The sequence below is a fragment of the Streptomyces thermoalcalitolerans genome, from assembly GCF_039525155.1.
GTDB lineage: Bacteria > Actinomycetota > Actinomycetes > Streptomycetales > Streptomycetaceae > Streptomyces > Streptomyces thermovulgaris.
The window spans coordinates 63,864-77,639 of record NZ_BAAAHG010000014.1 but is presented as its reverse complement, the minus strand read 5'-3'; the positions used below and the strand labels follow the sequence as shown (position 1 = coordinate 77,639).

Sequence of the window (13,776 nt, the reverse complement as noted above, 5' to 3'; positions counted from 1 at the left end):
GGAGACACGTGAGCGGCAAGGGTGCACCGGAACTGTCCGTCCGCAACGTCGGGGACCTCAGGGTCGCCGTCATCGCGGCGCAGTGGCACGAGCAGGTGATGGACGGGCTGGTGGACGGCGCCCTGCGCGCCCTGCACGAACTGGGGATCGACGAGCCGACCCTGCTCCGTGTCCCCGGCAGCTTCGAGCTCCCGGTGGTGGCCAAGGTGCTGGCCGGCCGCGGCTACGACGCGATCGTCGCCCTCGGCGTCGTCATCCGCGGCGGCACCCCCCACTTCGACTATGTGTGCCAGGGGGTCACCCAGGGGCTGACCCAGGTGGCGGTCGAGACCGGCGTGCCCGTCGGCTTCGGCGTCCTCACCTGCGACACCGAGGAGCAGGCCCTGGACCGGGCGGGCCTCGAGGGCTCCAGCGAGGACAAGGGCTACGAGGCGGTCACCGCGGCGGTGGCGACCGCGGCCACGCTCCGTTCAGTATCCGAACCTTGGCGGTGAGCCGCCGCCCGGAGCGCGTAGGGTGGGCATCACCATGTCCAAGAAGACGTTCGAGGAGCTCTTCGCCGAGCTTCAGCACAAGGCCGCCCACGGTGACCCCGCCACCTCCCGCACCGCCGAACTCGTCGGCAAGGGGGTCCATGCCATCGGCAAGAAGGTCGTCGAGGAGGCCGCCGAGGTCTGGATGGCCGCCGAGTACGAGGGCAAGGAGGCGGCCGCCGAGGAGATCTCGCAGCTGCTGTACCACGTTCAGGTGATGATGGTCGCCTGCGGTATCTCCCTGGACGACGTCTACGCTCATCTCTGAGCACCGGTCTCACACCGGTTCCCGCACTCCTGCACAATTCAGCACAAGCACCGCGACGAACGAAGGAAGCCGACCTCATGCTGCGCATCGCCGTCCCCAACAAGGGTTCACTCGCCGGCCCTGCGGCGGAGATGCTGCATGAGGCCGGCTACCGGCAGCGGCGCGAGTCCAAGGAACTGCGGATCGTCGACCCGGCCAACGAGGTCGAGTTCTTCTACCTCCGTCCGCGCGACATCGCGATCTACGTCGCCACCGGCCGTCTCGACATCGGCATCACCGGCCGTGACCTGCTCATCGACTCCGGAGCGGGCGCCGAGGAGATCCTGCCGCTCGGCTTCGCCCGCTCCACCTTCCGCTACGCGGCCAAGCCCGGCACCGTCGACGACATCACCGACCTGAACGGCAAGACGGTCGCCACGTCCTACGAGGGCATCGTCGCCAAGCACCTCGCCGACGCCGGCATCGACGCCTCCATCGTCCACCTGGACGGCGCCGTCGAGACCGCCATCGAACTCGGCGTCGCCGAGGTCGTCGCGGACGTCGTCGAGACCGGGACCTCGCTGCGCAACGCCGGCCTGGAGGTCGTCGGCGAACCGATCATGAAGTCGGAGGCGGTCGTCGTCCGCCGTACCGGCGCGGACGCCGAGGAGCCCGAGGTGCAGAGGTTCCTGCGCCGCCTCCAGGGCGTCCTGGTGGCCCGGACGTACGTGATGATGGACTACGACTGCCGGGTCGAGCAGCTGGAGAAGGCCGTCGCGCTCACCCCGGGCCTGGAGTCCCCGACCGTCTCCCCGCTGCACAACGAGGGCTGGGTCGCCGTACGCGCCATGGTCCCGGCCGACGAGGCCCAGCGGATCATGGACGATCTGTACGGGATCGGCGCCCGCGCCATCCTGACCACGGCCATCCACGCCTGCCGCCTCTGACGGACGAAAAAGAAAAAAGAGACAAAAAGGGGCAGAAGGGTCAGAAGAGGGCGAAAGCGATGAAAGGCGTACACGGCGATGTCTGATCTGTCCGATGACCTGCCCGCCCTGCCCGTCACCTTCCGGCCAGGCCGCACCCGGGCCGTCCTGCTCACCGCCGCAACCGCCCTGTTCGCGGCGATCTCGGCCGTCGCCCTGCTGCTGGAGCGGATCAGTCCCCCCGAGCGCCTCAGCTTCATCTTCACCGGGGCCCTGCTCGCCGGGGTCCCGGTCCTGCTCGCCCGGCCGAAGGCGGTCGCCGACGACTCCGGTGTCACCGTCGTCAACATCATCAGCCGGCGCCGGCTGGCCTGGGCGGAGATCCTGCGGGTGAACCTGCGCCCCGGCGACCCATGGGTGTTCCTGGACCTCAGCGACGGCACCAGCCTGCCCGTGCTCGCCATCCAGCCGGGCATCGCCAGGCAGCGGGCCCTCACCGACGCACGCACCCTGCGCGCGCTCGTCGAGGCCCGGTCCATCCCGGACCCCGAGCGGTCCTAGATCCCGAGCGGTCTCAGAGGGAATCCCCGGGCTGAGAGGAAGTCCCAGGACCGAGCCGGGAGACGTCCGCTCTGATGCGGGGAGCCCTGTCTTGAATATTCTGTTGGGCGGAGGCGTCGTCCACGGTGCCTCCGCCCCTGAGTGCCGCCCGGTGCCAGGGGCTCCTGCTACCCGAGGAGTGACTCCCTCCGGCAATGGACGGATCGTCCTGCAGTACCTGCGCCGCCCCCAGCCGACATAGCGCCCACCGTTCGACCGCGGTGCGCGGACACGCGGAGGCGGCGGCATCGTGATCATCCCCCTGCTGCTCCTGACAGCGGCGTTCCTGCTGATCCTGGCCAACGGCTTCTTCGTCGCGGCCGAGTTCGGCCTGGTGACCGTCGAGCGCCCGGACGTCGAGAAGGCCGCCGCCGAAGGCGACTCGCGGGCCCGCCGGGTCGTCGCGTGCCTCAAGGAACTGTCGTTCCATCTCTCCGGCACCCAGCTCGGCATCACCCTCACCTCCCTGGTGGTCGGCATGCTCGCCGAACCGGCGCTGGCCCGGCTGCTGCACGGGCCGTTCACGGCGGTCGGCATACCCGACGGAGCCGTCTCCGGAACCGCCGTGGTCGTCGGTGTGCTGCTGGCCTCGGCGGTCCAGATGGTGATCGGCGAACTCGTGCCCAAGAACTGGGCGGTCTCCCGCCCCCTGCAGGTCGCGCGCTTCGTGGCCGGCCCGCAGTACGTCTTCTCACGTCTGTTCCGCCCGGTGATCGCCGCGCTGAACGCGGTCGCCAACCGGCTGGTGCGCACCCTGGGCGTCGAGCCCACCGAGGAACTGGCCTCCGCCCGCACCCCCGACGAGCTGGTCTCGCTGGCCCGCCACTCGGCCCGGGCCGGCGCCCTCGAACCGGACACCGCGGACCTCTTCGTGCGCACCCTGTCCCTGGGCGAACTGACCGCACAGCACGTCATGACCCCCCGGGTGAAGGTCAGTGCCCTGCAGGCCTCGGCGACCGCCGAGGACGTGGTCAACCTCACCCGTGCCACCGGCCTGTCCCGCTTCCCCGTCCACCGCGGGAAGATCGACGAGATCGTCGGCATGGTCCACCTCAAGGACGCCCTCGCGGTGCCGGCGCACGAACGGCTGCGCACCCCCGTGAGCCGTATCGCCCGCCCGGCGCTGCTGGTCCCCGAGACCCTGTCGGTGCGGCTGCTGCTCACCCGGCTGCGCAGCGAGCAGCCCATCGCCGTCGTGGTCGACGAGTACGGCGGCACGGCGGGCGTCGTCACCCTGGAGGACATCGTCGAGGAACTCGTCGGCGAGGTCCGCGACGAGCACGACGCCACGGATGTGCCCGAGCTCGCCCCCGCCCCGCCGGAGGACGGCCGGCCCGCCTGGGACGTCGACGGCGGCTGCCGCGTCGACCTGCTCGAGCGCATCGGCCTGGATGTGCCCGAGGGTCCGTACGAGACCGTCGCGGGTCTGGTCGCCGACCTGCTCGGCCGTATCCCGGCCCCCGGCGACCAGGCGGAGCTGCCCGGCTGGAAGCTGGTCGTGCACCAGGTCGGGCACTATCGCGCGGAGCGGGTACGGCTGGTCCGTACCGCCCCCGCGGAGGACGCGGACGCGGCCGTGGCGGAGGCCGCCCGATGAGCGTGCTCCATCTGGTCTTCGCCGTACTGCTGGTGCTCGCCAACGGCTTCTTCGTCGGTGCCGAGTTCGCCCTGGTCTCCGTCCGCCGCAGCCAGATCGAGCCGCTGGGCACCGCACGGGCCCGCCAGGTGCTGCACGGCCTGGAGCGGCTGCCGCAGATGATGGCCGCCGCCCAGTTCGGCATCACCGTCTGCTCGCTGACCCTGGGCGCGGTCGCCGAACCGACGGTGGCCCATCTGCTGGAGCCGGTGTTCACCTGGCTGCGGCTGCCCGGCGGACTGGTCCACCCGCTCGGCTTCGTCATCGCCCTCGTGGCCGTGGTCTTCCTCCACCTCGTCATCGGCGAGATGGTGCCGAAGAACCTCGCCCTGGCCGCACCGGAGAGGACCGCGCTGTGGCTCGGCCCCGGTCTGGTCGCCTTCGCACGTCTGTGCGGGCCGGTCACGACCGTGCTCGGCGCCTGCGCCGAGGGGGTTCTGCGCCTGTTCCGCGTCGAGCCCAAGGACGAGCTCGAGGCCGCCTTCACCCGGGCGCAGCTCAACCGGCTGGTGGAGGACTCCCGCCAGGCGGGACTGCTGGACCCCGAGGAGCAGGAGCGCCTGGAGGACGCACTGGAGCTGGGCTCCCGCCCGGTGACCGACGTCCTGCTGGAACGCGAGTCCCTGGTGACGGTCGGCCCGTCGGTCACCCCCGGCGAGGTCGTCGAGCTCACCGCCCGTACCGGCTACTCCCGCTTCCCGGTCGTCGACGGCGACGGAGCCTTCCTGGGCTACCTCCACGTCAAGGACGTGCTGGACCTGGAGGACTTCGACCAGGCCGTGCCCCGGCGGACCTGGCGCCCGATGACCACCCTGCGCGCCGAGCTGCCGCTCGACGACGCGCTGACGGTCATGCGCCGGGCGGCCACCCACCTGGCCCAGGTGGCGGACGCCTCCGGCCGGGTGCTGGGCCTGGTCGCCCTGGAGGACGTCCTGGAACTCCTGGTGGGCGAGGTACGGGACCCCGCGCACCGGACGCCGGCGGAGACACCTCCGGCCGAGCCGGGGAGGAGCGGGGAGCCGAAGGAGGCACTGGCGCCGTAGTCGCCCGGCCGCAGGCTCCGGCGGGGGCACCGTGCCCCCGCCGGAGCCTGCGGGGACACCCGGAGGAGCCGGCCGGGGCACCCGGAGCGACGGGGCCGGCGGCCGTCACAACGCCGACGGGTCCTGAGGACCCCGGCCCGACAGAACCTCCCCGTACGCCTGCATGAGGTCCGGCAGCCGCAGCGTCGCCAGGTCCTCCCGGGACAGCTTCCCCGGATACGTCGACAGCCGCAGATCCCGGTACGCACAGCTCTTCTCGTACAGCGTCCGCAGGAACCGCCCGTTCCCGAGTTCGTCGATCCACCCCTGTTCGACCACGTGCTCGGCGATCGAGCGCAGTTCCTCCAGGGCCTCCTCGTCCCACAGGTCGCCGTTCTCCGCGGCGAGCACCTTGCCGATCTCGGTGAGCTCCGAGGGACGGTACGACGGGAAGTCCACCCGGGTCGTGAAGCGGGACGACAGCCCGGGGTTGGCGGCGAGCAGCCGGTCCATGCCCTCGGGGTAGCCGGCGAGTATCACCACCAGCTGATCACGGTTGTCCTCGGCCCGTTTGAGCAGCACCTGCAACGCCTCGTCGCCGTAGGCGTCCCCCTTGCCGTAACCGGAGTTGGACAGCGAGTACGCCTCGTCGACGAAGAGGACGCCCCCGAGGGCGGAGTCGATGAGTTCATTGGCCTTGACGGCGGTCTGCCCCAGGTACTCGCCGACCAGATCGGCCCGCTGGGCCTCCACCAGATGGTCGCCGCCGAGCAGCCCGAGCGCGTAGAAGACACGACCGAGGATGCGGGCGACGGTGGTCTTCCCGGTGCCGGAGGGACCGGAGAAGACGAAGTGACGTTTGGGCGGCTGCACCGGCAACCCCTGCTCGGCCCGCAGCCGTGCCATGTTCAACTGCGCGGACAGGGCCTTGACCTGGCGTTTCACCGGCTCCAGCCCCACCATGCGCTCGAGTTCGGCAAGCGCTTCCTCGAGCAACGCGGGATCGGTCGGCCCCGAGGGCAGCGTCCCCGTGCCTCCCGTGGTCCGCCGGCGCACCGCCGGATCGGCCGCCGACAGCAGATCGGAACCGGACGGCTTCAGGTCGCGCCCTTCCGTGCCGAAGAGCGGGTCCAGCGTGTCCGGACCGTCCACCGCCTCCTGCCCGGCATCGGTCAGCGTGACCGCGGAGAGCCCGGACACGTCGTCGTAGCCGTCGCTCTCGGCGATCGCCGCCAGCCGTGCCGAGGTGTCCATGAAGGCCGGATCGACCCGGTGCACCGCCCGGTACAGGGGGAGCGCGGCGGCGCTGCGCCCGGTGCCCTCGTGCGCCCGCGCCAGCCAGTACCGCAACTCCTTGCGCTGCGGCTGCTCGCTGCGGCAGCGCATCAGCGCGGCCGCGAGCAGCGGCTCGGCCTGCCCGTACATCTCCATCCGGACCCGGGCCATGCCGCCGAACAGCCCGGCCTCGATGCCGAGCAGCGGGTCGTCGAGCAGCGGGTCGGTGTGCCGGATCAGCTGCTCCCAGTCCTTGACGAGATAGGCGCGGCAGGCGTGCAGAAAGCGGACCTGGGGGTCGGTGTCCACCGGCGGCAGACAGGCCAGCGCCCGGTCCAGCTCGGGGACATGGCGGCCGTCCAGCCAGTGCGAGGCGTGCGCGAGCAGCAGATCACGGGGCTTTTCGAGGACGGGCTGCACCCACCAGCCCAGCCAGTACCAGGAGTTGAGGGTGCGGCGGTGCCGGGCGCGCTGCTCGCCGAAACGGTCCCGGTGCCGGAACATCCGCAGCAGCGCGGTCGTCGTGTCCACCCGCAGGGCGTGCAGCCCGAGCCAGGCGTCGGCCATCCCGGGGTCCAGCCGCACCGCGGTGCGGAACTCCTCCTCCGCCTGTGCATAGGCGCCCATGGTGTAGGCGTCCACGCCTCGCAGCCACGCGAGGTCGGCCGGGGCGTCGGGGCCCTGTGTGCCGAAGTCCATCACGTCCCCCACAAACCGTGCCCCCAAGGGTCGCCCGCCCGGCATCCACCGGACGGCCTCCTGTGGTCGAACTGCTGTACCGCGGACCGGAGTTGCCGTGTGCTGAGCGGCCGGCCGAAGGTCGCACCGAGGGCATCGTACCCGCGGGGCCGCCACGCGCCGAAGAGTGCCGTACGGGCCGTTCGACGGGGCGGGGCGGACCGGGGGCGTCCCCTGCGGTGACCGAGGGTGATCACATGGCGCCGGACGGCGTCCGGAAAACGGCAGGAGGGCAGAACGAAGCCCCCGATCACGGGGGAACAACCGGGGGCTTCGTGTCTGTCGGCGGTCCTCGACGGCCGCACAGTGAGAACGTAAGTCCTGTACGGCCCTTGGGTCAAGCGGAGTTGAGACAGTCGGGGAAGTTCACGCGCGACGATCTTCACAGGTACAGCACATTGACGCCGATTCGTTACCGTCGGTGACGAACTGGTCCGGTCCAACGGTCCCGGCAGGCCCCGGAAGCACCTCGTACCCCTGTGCCGACTGCCGCACCAGAAGGTCGGCGAAGGGACGCGAGGGGTCCTCGGCGAAGTGCCGGCGCTCGGCCTCGACCCACCCGGACCAGAACTCCCTCTGCTCCTCCCCGTCCCGTGCCCGCCCCCGCGCCCAGGCCTCCTCGCGGGGCAGATCCATCCACAGCAGCCGCGCCAGATACGGGCGCAGCACCCGCCGTCCCGCCCCCACGCCCTCGACGAGGACCACCGGCGCCGGCGGCAGCGGGCGCGCCGGCCCGAACCGCCGGGCCCGCCAGTCGTACGGGCGGTAGTGCGCCGTCACCCCGCGCCGCAGCGGCTCGACGACCTCGCTCAGCAGCCGCCCGTCCCACGAGAACAGCTCCCGGTGACTGGCGATGTCGTCCAGGTGCAGCACGGGCGCCTCCCCGAGGGCCGCCGCCAGCTTCCCGGCGAACGTGGTCTTCCCGGATCCGGCGTGCCCGTCGACGCCGATGAGCCGCACGGTCCCGCAGGACGGCGGCAGGCGGTGAAGACGATCGGCGAGAGCGTGAACGGCCACTCCCGGAACATAACCGGACCATGCAAAGACCCCCAAAGGAGGCATGCGCCTCCGAGGCATTCCGGTGACGTCCCCCGAGCCGCGGCGGGACGGCTCCTCGAGCCCGTGGCAGCTCGTGGCAGCTCGTGCCCATGGTGGAGACCCATGAAGGCGGATACGGCTCGTGCCGGAGTGCTGGCCGGAGAGGGGCATCGCGGTCATAGTGGGCGCACAGCTGTGCACGGACCCGCCCCGACATCGGACACCTGGGGGTCATCCAGCCATGAGCAGAGCCGAACAGCCGTCCCGCAGATCCGTCCTGGCCGCCGCGGTCGCCGCGGCGATGGCGGGAGACGCCGCTTTGGCGGTCGCCGCCACGGACACACCCGCCGCCGCACCCCCGGCCGCCGGCGGCCGTCCCCGTACCACCCCGGCCCGCCCGGTCGACTACCACGCCTGGACGACCTACACCGACTGGCTCAGCGGCACGGCCCGCGGCACACACGCCGTCGCGGGCGTCCGCCCCGGTCTGAGGATGACGCGGCCGGTGGGCACCACCGACTACACCGACCCGCACACCGGCACCACCGCCACCTGGGAGTACGCCACATGGACGGGACCGGTCCACCGGCTCGCCGTGCCGGCCACCGAGGCGGTCGCCTCCTGGAACGCGCACACCCCGGCCGGGACCTGGCTCCAGGTCGAGCTGCGGGGCACGTACTCCGACGGCACGGACACCCCCTGGTATGTGATGGGCCGTTGGGCGGCCGGTGACCAGGACATCAGGCGGACCTCCGTCGACGGACAGGGCGACGGGCGCAGCACCGTCTGGACGGACACCCTCGCCGTGGACGCCCCGGCCTCCGGGCTGCGCCTCGTCTCGTACCGGCTGCGGCTCACCCTCCACCGCAGGCCCGGCACCACCCTCACCCCCACCGTGTGGCGGATCGGCGCCATGGGCTCGGACATCCCCGACCGCTTCACCGTCCCCGCCTCCACACCCGGCCCGGCCCGGGAGCTGCCCGTCCCGCGCTACTCGCAGGAGGTCCACGCCGGCCGGTACCCCGAGTACGACAACGGCGGTGAGGCCTGGTGCAGCCCCACCTCCTCCCAGATGGTCATCGAGTACTGGGGCGGCCGGCTCACCCCCGGGCAACTGTCCTGGGTCGACCCGTCCTTCAGCGACCCGCAGATCTGCCACGCCGCCCGGTACACATACGACTACCAGTACGCCGGCTGCGGTAACTGGCCGTTCAACGCCGCCTACGCGGCCACCTTCAAGGACCTGCAGGGGGTCGTCACCCGGCTCGGATCGCTCACCGACCTCGAGACGCTGATCGCGGCCGGCATCCCGGTCATCACCTCCCAGTCCTTCCTCGCGAGCGAGCTGACCGGCGCCGGTTACGGCACCGCCGGGCATCTGATGACCGTCGTCGGCTTCACCGCCGACGGCGACGTGGTGGCCAACGACCCGGCCTCACCGGACAACGAGGCGGTACGGCGCGTGTACCGGCGCCGGGAGTTCGAGAACATCTGGCTCAGGACCAAGCGGTACAACGCGTCCGGCAAGGTCGTCTCCGGCAGCGGCGGCATCTGCTACCTGTACTTCCCGGTCAGGCCGACACCGGGGCAGCACCGTGCTCTGCGCTCGCTCGGCATCCTGTGACCCGGCTCCGTTCCCGCCGCGGCGGCATCCGCGCTCCGCCGCGGCCCCGGGAGACCTGTGTCCCGCCCAGCAGGACGCCGCCGCAGAGAGGGAGGTGAGGAGCGCCGTTATGCGCCGGAGCGCTGCCGCCGCACCTCGTGCCCCGGCCGGGCGGGCCGCCTGCCGAGGCCGAAGAAGTCCACGTACAGGTCCAGTTGGTGGGTCAGCATCGCCGCACCGTAGTGCACGGCGAGACCGTGTTCCTCCGCCGTTCGCAGAAGTGCCGTGCGCCGGGGCTTCATCACGATGTCGGCCACCACCGCGCTGCCGGGAAGGAACGCGGGGTCGAAGGGGAGAGGATCCTCGGGGCGCATGCCCAGCGGGGTCGCGTTCACCGCCAGATCCGCCGTCACGGGACCCGCGGCGCCGCGGAGGCGGCCCGGGAAGCGCGGCGACAACCGCTCGGCAAGCGCGCGCACCCGGTGCTCGTCCCTGTCGGTGACCGTCAGGTCGGCACCGGCCGACAACAGGGAGACGGCGATGGCGCTGCCCGCCCCGCCCGCGCCGACGAGCCAGACATGCCGGCCCGCCGGTTCGTGCCCGGCCGCGCGCAACCCCCGTACGAAGCCCTCGCCGTCGAAGTTGTCGGCCTGCCACCGGCCGTCCGGGGCCCGGCGCATCGCATTCGCGCCATTGCTGAGCGCTGCCGTGGGACTCACCTCGTCGGCCAGGTCCAGGACGGCCCCCTTGTGCGGCACGGTGACGAGCAGCCCGTCGACGTTCCCGGCGCTCTGCAGCCCCCGGACCACGGTGGCGAGGCGTGCCGGTGTGGCGTGCACCGGCACCAGCACCGCGTCGATGCCGAGCCGGACGAACAGCGCGTTCATCATCGAGGGTGCCTGCACCTGCTCGACCGGATCCCCGATCACGGCGAACAGACGGGTACTGCCGGTGATGAGATGGTGTTCCGATGCCATACCGAACCCTCCGACATCCTTGGGCCAGGTCCCGGTGCACCCGAATCCCGGGAACCCTAACCACGCGCCGTCAGGGGAATCAACGGGGCCTCGTGCGCGGGCGGCATACTGAGCGGCGGCAGGGTCCGGCCGGCTGCGGGAACCAAGGAGGGCGGAACGGGTGAGTCTCTTCGGCACGCCCCGGCGCGGCGCGGGGCAGGGGCGGCGGTTCCATGACACCCGGATGCTCGACGTGAAGGTCGCCGAGGTGCGCGAGGTCACCCCGGACATGCGGGAGCTGACTCTCATGGGGCCCGCGCTCGCGGTCCTGCGCAGCAAACCGGGCGCGCATCTGCCGCTGGAGGTGCCGGACGCGGACGGCGTACCGCGGCTGCGGACGTACTCCGTGTGGACGCACAGTCCGTCGCGCGCCACGCTGACGCTGCGGATCGCACGGCACCAGCCGGGGGGCCCGGGCAGCCGGTGGGCGTTCTCCGCGGCGGCGGGGGACCGGACCCGTGTGGGCGTGCCGCGCAACCGGATCACGCTGGAGCCCCGGGCCCGCTACCACGTCTTCATCGGCGAGGAGACCGGCGCGGTACCGCTGCTGACCATGCTGGCCGCGCTGCCCGCGGAGGCGGCGGCCTGCGGGGTGCTGGAGACGACCGGTCCGGACGGCGAGTTCACCGCCCCGCACGGTCTGCGTGGTCTTCCCTGGGTGCACCGGGGCCGCGCCTCCGCCGTGGGGTCGCGGGTGCTGCTGGAGGCCGTACGGCGGCTGCGGCTGCCGCCCGAGCCGGGCGTCGCCTACGTCGCGGGCGAGGCGACCACCTGCCGGGCCGTGGTGCGCCATCTGTGCGGTGAACGGGCCTGGCCGCGTTACGCGGTGAAGACCCAGGTCCACTGGGCGGCGGGGCGGACCGGCCTTCTCTGAGACGGGCCGGCGGCACCGGAAGGCACCCTCGCGCGGGACGGACGGGGCGCGTATAAAGAGCGCATGACGCGTACACGGCACGCAGCTGAGGTACAGCGCATTGACGTGTCACTGGGAGCGCGCTCCTACTCTGTGCACATCGGCCCCGGAAGCCGCGGACTGCTTGCCCCGCTCGTCCGGGACCTCGGGGCACGCCGGGCCGCCGTCGTCACCGCCCGGTCCGTGGACGAGGCTCCCGATCCGGGCGTTCCGGCACTGCAGTTGTCGCTGCCCGACGGCGAGGACAACAAGACACTGGCCACCGTGGAACGGCTGTGCGGCGCGTTCGCCGACTTCGGGCTCACCCGGACCGATGTGGTGGTCTCCTGCGGCGGCGGCACCACCACCGACACCGTGGGCCTCGCGGCTGCCCTGTACCACCGCGGCGTTCCCGTGATCCATCTGCCCACCACCCTGCTCGCCCAGGTCGACGCGAGCGTCGGCGGCAAGACGGCGGTGAACCTCGCCCAGGGCAAGAACCTCGTCGGCGCCTACTGGCAGCCCGCAGCGGTCCTCTGCGACACCGACTATCTGCGCACCCTGTCCGAGCGCGAGTGGCGCAACGGCTACGGCGAGATCGCCCGCTGCCACTTCATCGGTGCCGGCGACCTGCGCGGGCTTCCGCTCATCGAGCAGATCGCCGCGAGTGTCCGTCTGAAGGCCTCTGTGGTGGCCGCGGACGAACGGGACGCGGGTCTGCGGCACACGCTCAACTACGGCCACACCCTCGGCCATGCGCTGGAGCGCGCCACCGGCTACGCGCTGCGGCACGGCGAGTGCGTGGCGATCGGCACCGTGTTCGCGGGGCGCCTGGCCGGTGCCCTCGGACGGATCGGCCCCGACCGGGTCGCCGAGCACGAGGAGGTCGTGCGCGCCTACGGACTGCCCGACGCCCTGCCCGCGGACCTCGACCCCGCGGCCCTCGTCCCGCTGATGCGGCTCGACAAGAAGGCGACGCACGGCCTGAGTTTCGTGCTCGACGGGCCGGACGGCGTGGAACTGGTGCAGGACGTACCGGAGGCCGAGGTGGTCCGCACGCTCACCGGCATGCCCCGCGCCGGACGGCCGTAGCCGGGCATGCCCCGATCAGCAGTCGAGACGACCGGAGGACGAACGGACGCATGGAACGGCGCATCCTCGGTGGCAGCGGGATCTCGGTCAGCGAACTGGCCCTGGGCACCATGATGTTCGGTTCCTGGGGCAACCCCGACCGGCAGGAGGCACACAGGGTCATCGGAATGGCCCTGGACGCGGGGATCAACCTGGTGGACACCGCCGACATCTACGGCGAGGGCGGCACCGAGGAGATCGTCGGGGAAGCACTCAGGGGCCGCCGCGACGATGTCGTCCTCGCCACCAAGTTCCACGGCCCCATGGGCCCGGACCCCAACCATCGCGGAAACTCCCGGCGTTGGATCATGCGGGCCGTCGAGGGCAGCCTGCGCCGGCTCCGCACCGACCACATCGACCTCTACCAGGTGCACGGAGTCGACCCCGACACCGACATCGACGAGACGCTCTCCGCGCTGTCGGACCTGGTGCGGGCGGGAAAAGTCCGGACGATCGGCACCTCCAACTTCCCCGCCGACCAGATTGTCGAGGCCCGCTGGACCGCCGAGCGCCGCGGCCATGTCCACTTCCGCTCCGAGCAGTCCGCGTACTCCATCCTCAGCCGGAGCGTGGAGATGCACGTCCTGCCGACCGCACAGCGGCACGGCATGGGCGTCCTCGCCTGGGGTCCGCTGAGCGCGGGCTGGCTCTCGGACCGCGACGCCACACCCGGGAAGGGCCGTACGGTTCTGGAACCACAGCGGTTCGACCTCACCGTGCCCGCGAACGCGGCCAAGGCACGGGCGGTGAGCCGACTGCGCGCGCTGGCGGCGGAGGCCGGGATGCCGCTCACCCATCTCGCTCTGGGCTTCGTCCAGGCCCACCCGGCCGTGACCTCGGTGATCATCGGACCCCGGACCGTGGACCAGCTCACCGACCTGCTCGCCGGTGCCGGGACGGTCCTGGACGACGAGATCCTCGACCGGATCGACGAGATCGTGCCGCCCGGCAGCGACCTCAACCCCGCCGACAACCATGCGGTGCGGCGGCTGCTCGCCGACACGGCGCGGCGTCGGCGGCCGGGGCCCCGCAGGATGGCGCGGGAGACGGCCCGCCGCTGAGCGGGGGCGCCCCTGCGGGACCGAGAGGTCCGGTTCGGGGCGCCGGCCTCCCGGGCGC

General features: G+C 72.1%; 13 protein-coding genes. 10 read left to right on the top strand and 3 right to left on the bottom strand.

All coding sequences use genetic code 11. The features are described from left to right. Positions 1-8 precede the first annotated feature (8 nt). From ribH to ABD224_RS11380, 6 genes are all read left to right on the top strand, one after another. Positions 9-494 (top strand): 6,7-dimethyl-8-ribityllumazine synthase, encoded by a 486-nt coding sequence (gene ribH / locus ABD224_RS11405; RefSeq protein WP_344049325.1) that lies wholly within the window; start codon positions 9-11, stop codon positions 492-494. Between the two features lie 34 nt (positions 495-528). Beyond that, a complete protein-coding gene (locus tag ABD224_RS11400) occupies positions 529-801 on the top strand; it encodes a phosphoribosyl-ATP diphosphatase (RefSeq protein ID WP_344049324.1) in 273 nt (90 codons plus the stop codon). Positions 802-878: 77 nt separating this feature from the next. Continuing rightward, a complete protein-coding gene (gene hisG / locus ABD224_RS11395) occupies positions 879-1,727 on the top strand; it encodes an ATP phosphoribosyltransferase (protein WP_344049323.1) in 849 nt (282 codons plus the stop codon). Positions 1,728-1,805: 78 nt separating this feature from the next. Continuing rightward, a complete protein-coding gene (locus tag ABD224_RS11390) occupies positions 1,806-2,267 on the top strand; it encodes a PH domain-containing protein (protein ID WP_344049322.1) in 462 nt (153 codons plus the stop codon). 289 nt (positions 2,268-2,556) lie between these two features. Continuing rightward, a complete protein-coding gene (locus tag ABD224_RS11385) occupies positions 2,557-3,903 on the top strand; it encodes a hemolysin family protein (protein ID WP_344049321.1) in 1,347 nt (448 codons plus the stop codon). Next, positions 3,900-4,985, top strand: coding sequence for a hemolysin family protein (locus ABD224_RS11380; RefSeq protein ID WP_344049319.1), 1,086 nt, complete (start codon positions 3,900-3,902; stop codon positions 4,983-4,985). The genes ABD224_RS11385 and ABD224_RS11380 overlap by 4 nt, the downstream gene beginning before the upstream one ends. Positions 4,986-5,090: 105 nt before the next feature. On the opposite strand, the gene ABD224_RS11375 is transcribed toward ABD224_RS11380, so the two are convergent. Together ABD224_RS11375 and ABD224_RS11370 are read right to left on the bottom strand one after the other, a co-directional pair. Beyond that, entirely contained in the window at positions 5,091-6,938 is a 1,848-nt protein-coding gene (locus ABD224_RS11375) for an AAA family ATPase (protein WP_344049317.1), read from the bottom strand. Positions 6,939-7,343: 405 nt separating this feature from the next. Beyond that, positions 7,344-8,039: a uridine kinase family protein gene (locus tag ABD224_RS11370; protein WP_344049315.1), complete on the bottom strand. Its 696-nt coding sequence runs from the start codon at positions 8,037-8,039 to the stop codon at positions 7,344-7,346. Between the two features lie 217 nt (positions 8,040-8,256). Here ABD224_RS11370 and ABD224_RS11365 point away from each other — a divergent pair, with 217 nt between their 5' ends. Further along, on the top strand, positions 8,257-9,639 hold the full coding sequence (locus ABD224_RS11365) for a peptidase C39 family protein (protein WP_344049314.1): 1,383 nt from the start codon (positions 8,257-8,259) through the stop codon (positions 9,637-9,639). A gap of 107 nt (positions 9,640-9,746) precedes the next feature. On the opposite strand, the gene ABD224_RS11360 is transcribed toward ABD224_RS11365, so the two are convergent. After that, positions 9,747-10,595 (bottom strand): shikimate dehydrogenase family protein, encoded by an 849-nt coding sequence (locus tag ABD224_RS11360; RefSeq protein ID WP_344049313.1) that lies wholly within the window; start codon positions 10,593-10,595, stop codon positions 9,747-9,749. 160 nt (positions 10,596-10,755) lie between these two features. On the opposite strand from ABD224_RS11360, the gene ABD224_RS11355 reads away from it, so the two are divergent. The 3 genes from ABD224_RS11355 to ABD224_RS11345 all read left to right on the top strand — a co-directional run bounded on the left by ABD224_RS11355 (position 10,756) and on the right by ABD224_RS11345 (position 13,718). Then, complete coding sequence (locus ABD224_RS11355) at positions 10,756-11,508, top strand: siderophore-interacting protein (protein WP_344049312.1); 753 nt, start codon at positions 10,756-10,758, stop codon at positions 11,506-11,508. Positions 11,509-11,571: 63 nt separating this feature from the next. Next, positions 11,572-12,618 carry a 3-dehydroquinate synthase family protein gene (locus ABD224_RS11350; RefSeq protein ID WP_344049311.1) on the top strand — a complete coding sequence of 349 codons (1,047 nt, stop codon included), beginning with the start codon at positions 11,572-11,574 and terminating at the stop codon, positions 12,616-12,618. A 50-nt stretch (positions 12,619-12,668) separates the two neighbouring features. Continuing rightward, on the top strand, positions 12,669-13,718 hold the full coding sequence (locus ABD224_RS11345; RefSeq protein WP_344049309.1) for an aldo/keto reductase: 1,050 nt from the start codon (positions 12,669-12,671) through the stop codon (positions 13,716-13,718). The last annotated feature ends 58 nt before the right edge of the window (positions 13,719-13,776 follow it).

Bases quoted from the DNA above. Each gene is read 5' to 3' on its own strand.
- ABD224_RS11400 (WP_344049324.1), top strand. From the start codon at position 529: ATGTCCAAGAAGACGTTCGAGGAGCTCTTCGCCGAGCTTCAGCACAAG.
- hisG (WP_344049323.1), top strand. From the start codon at position 879: ATGCTGCGCATCGCCGTCCCCAACAAGGGTTCACTCGCCGGCCCTGCG.
- ABD224_RS11390 (WP_344049322.1), top strand. From the start codon at position 1,806: ATGTCTGATCTGTCCGATGACCTGCCCGCCCTGCCCGTCACCTTCCGG.
- ABD224_RS11380 (WP_344049319.1), top strand. From the start codon at position 3,900: ATGAGCGTGCTCCATCTGGTCTTCGCCGTACTGCTGGTGCTCGCCAAC.
- ABD224_RS11375 (WP_344049317.1), bottom strand. From the start codon at position 6,938: ATGGACTTCGGCACACAGGGCCCCGACGCCCCGGCCGACCTCGCGTGG.
- ABD224_RS11370 (WP_344049315.1), bottom strand. From the start codon at position 8,039: ATGCCTCCTTTGGGGGTCTTTGCATGGTCCGGTTATGTTCCGGGAGTG.
- ABD224_RS11365 (WP_344049314.1), top strand. From the start codon at position 8,257: ATGAGCAGAGCCGAACAGCCGTCCCGCAGATCCGTCCTGGCCGCCGCG.
- ABD224_RS11360 (WP_344049313.1), bottom strand. From the start codon at position 10,595: ATGGCATCGGAACACCATCTCATCACCGGCAGTACCCGTCTGTTCGCC.
- ABD224_RS11350 (WP_344049311.1), top strand. From the start codon at position 11,572: ATGACGCGTACACGGCACGCAGCTGAGGTACAGCGCATTGACGTGTCA.
- ABD224_RS11345 (WP_344049309.1), top strand. From the start codon at position 12,669: ATGGAACGGCGCATCCTCGGTGGCAGCGGGATCTCGGTCAGCGAACTG.